This is a genomic window from Vibrio sp. 10N.261.55.A7 (assembly GCF_002877365.1).
Taxonomy (GTDB): Bacteria; Pseudomonadota; Gammaproteobacteria; order Enterobacterales; family Vibrionaceae; genus Vibrio.
Window position 1 is genome coordinate 1 of record NZ_MCWZ01000330.1, and the last position, 3,145, is coordinate 3,145.

The window sequence follows — 3,145 nt, forward strand, 5'->3', positions numbered from 1 at the left end:
AATTTAAAGCCTGGCGATGTCCTACTCTCACATGGGGAAACCCCACACTACCATCGGCGCTATTGCGTTTCACTTCTGAGTTCGGCATGGGATCAGGTGGGTCCACAACGCTATGGTCGCCAAGCAAATTCTTAAATTCGGAAAACTGATTATAAAAGTTCAACTACACATTCAATGTTCTATTTGAGTCCATCAAAACCCCTTGGGTGTTGTATGGTTAAGCCTCACGGGCAATTAGTACAGGTTAGCTCAATGCCTCACAGCACTTACACACCCTGCCTATCAACGTTCTAGTCTTGAACAACCCTTAAGGGCACTTAAAGTGCCAGGGAAGACTCATCTCAGGGCTCGCTTCGCGCTTAGATGCTTTCAGCGCTTATCGATTCCGAACTTAGCTACCGGGCAATGCCACTGGCGTGACAACCCGAACACCAGAGGTTCGTCCACTCCGGTCCTCTCGTACTAGGAGCAGCCCCCTTCAATCTTCCAACGCCCACGGCAGATAGGGACCGAACTGTCTCACGACGTTCTAAACCCAGCTCGCGTACCACTTTAAATGGCGAACAGCCATACCCTTGGGACCGACTTCAGCCCCAGGATGTGATGAGCCGACATCGAGGTGCCAAACACCGCCGTCGATATGAACTCTTGGGCGGTATCAGCCTGTTATCCCCGGAGTACCTTTTATCCGTTGAGCGATGGCCCTTCCATTCAGAACCACCGGATCACTATGACCTGCTTTCGCACCTGCTCGAATTGTCATTCTCGCAGTCAAGCGGGCTTATGCCATTGCACTAACCACACGATGTCCAACCGTGTTTAGCCCACCTTCGTGCTCCTCCGTTACTCTTTGGGAGGAGACCGCCCCAGTCAAACTACCCACCAGGCACTGTCCGCAACCCCGATAAGGGGCCAACGTTAGAACATCAAACGTACAAGGGTGGTATTTCAAGGTTGACTCCACCGCATCTGGCGACGCGGTTTCAAAGTCTCCCACCTATCCTACACATGTAGGTTCAATGTTCAGTGCCAAGCTGTAGTAAAGGTTCACGGGGTCTTTCCGTCTAGCCGCGGGTACACTGCATCTTCACAGCGATTTCAATTTCACTGAGTCTCGGGTGGAGACAGCGTGGCCATCATTACGCCATTCGTGCAGGTCGGAACTTACCCGACAAGGAATTTCGCTACCTTAGGACCGTTATAGTTACGGCCGCCGTTTACCGGGGCTTCGATCAAGAGCTTCGACCGAAGTCTAACCCCATCAATTAACCTTCCGGCACCGGGCAGGCGTCACACCGTATACGTCATCTTACGATTTTGCACAGTGCTGTGTTTTTAATAAACAGTTGCAGCCACCTGGTATCTGCGACTCTCGTCTGCTCCATCCGCAAGGGACTTCACTGATAAGAGCGTACCTTCTCCCGAAGTTACGGTACCATTTTGCCTAGTTCCTTCACCCGAGTTCTCTCAAGCGCCTTGGTATTCTCTACCCGACCACCTGTGTCGGTTTGGGGTACGATTTCTTATAATCTGAAGCTTAGAGGCTTTTCCTGGAAGCATGGCATCAATGACTTCACACCCGTAGGTGCTCGACATCGTATCTCAGCGTTAATGAAAGTCCGGATTTACCTAAACTTTCCGCCTACGTACTTGAACCTGGACAACCGTCGCCAGGCCCACCTAGCCTTCTCCGTCCCCCCATCGCAATTATAAGAAGTACGGGAATATTAACCCGTTTCCCATCGACTACGCCTTTCGGCCTCGCCTTAGGGGTCGACTTACCCTGCCCCGATTAACGTTGGACAGGAACCCTTGGTCTTCCGGCGAGGGGGTTTTTCACCCCCTTTATCGTTACTCATGTCAGCATTCGCACTTCTGATACGTCCAGCAGCCCTTACAGACCACCTTCAACCGCTTACAGAACGCTCCCCTACCCCGCATACAAAGTATGCAGCCGCAGCTTCGGTGTATAGCTTAGCCCCGTTACATCTTCCGCGCAGGCCGACTCGACTAGTGAGCTATTACGCTTTCTTTAAATGATGGCTGCTTCTAAGCCAACATCCTAGCTGTCTAAGCCTTCCCACATCGTTTCCCACTTAGCTATACTTTGGGACCTTAGCTGGCGGTCTGGGTTGTTTCCCTCTCCACGACGGACGTTAGCACCCGCCGTGTGTCTCCCGGATAGTACTTACTGGTATTCGGAGTTTGCAAAGGGTTGGTAAGTCGGGATGACCCCCTAGCCTTAACAGTGCTCTACCCCCAGTAGTATTCGTCCGAGGCGCTACCTAAATAGCTTTCGGGGAGAACCAGCTATCTCCAGGTTTGATTGGCCTTTCACCCCTAGCCACAAGTCATCCGCTAATTTTTCAACATTAGTCGGTTCGGTCCTCCAGTTGATGTTACTCAACCTTCAACCTGCCCATGGCTAGATCACCTGGTTTCGGGTCTAATCCTAGCAACTACACGCCCAGTTAAGACTCGGTTTCCCTACGGCTCCCCTAAACGGTTAACCTTGCTACTAAAATTAAGTCGCTGACCCATTATACAAAAGGTACGCAGTCACCCCACAAAGGAGGCTCCTACTGCTTGTACGTACACGGTTTCAGGTTCTATTTCACTCCCCTCACAGGGGTTCTTTTCGCCTTTCCCTCACGGTACTGGTTCACTATCGGTCAGTCAGTAGTATTTAGCCTTGGAGGATGGTCCCCCCATATTCAGACAGGATATCACGTGTCCCGCCCTACTCGATTTCACTGATTATGATGTGTCGGTTACGGGGCTATCACCCTGTATCGCGAGACTTTCCAGACTCTTCACCTGCATCATTAAAAGCTTAAGGGCTAATCCAATTTCGCTCGCCGCTACTTTCGGAATCTCGGTTGATTTCTACTCCTCCGGGTACTTAGATGTTTCAGTTCCCCGGGTTCGCCTCGTTGTGCTATGTATTCACACAACGATACGTGCTTATGCACGTGGGTTTCCCCATTCAGAAATCCCAGACTCAAATGGTTATTACTACCTAATCTGGGCTTATCGCAAGTTATTACGTCTTTCATCGCCTCTGACTGCCAAGGCATCCACCGTGTACGCTTAGTCACTTAACCATACAACCCCAAGAGGTCTTTATGTATGGCAAACAACCAAG

At 50.9% G+C, this 3,145-nt stretch carries 2 rRNA genes; both read right to left on the reverse strand.

Going from position 1 to position 3,145, the window contains the following annotated elements:
* Window positions 1-8: 8 nt before the first annotated feature.
* Window positions 9-124, reverse strand: a 5S ribosomal RNA gene (gene rrf, locus BCU12_RS21395).
* A gap of 89 nt (window positions 125-213) precedes the next feature.
* Window positions 214-3,104: ribosomal RNA gene (locus BCU12_RS21400) — 23S ribosomal RNA — on the reverse strand.
* Window positions 3,105-3,145: the final 41 nt, after the last annotated feature.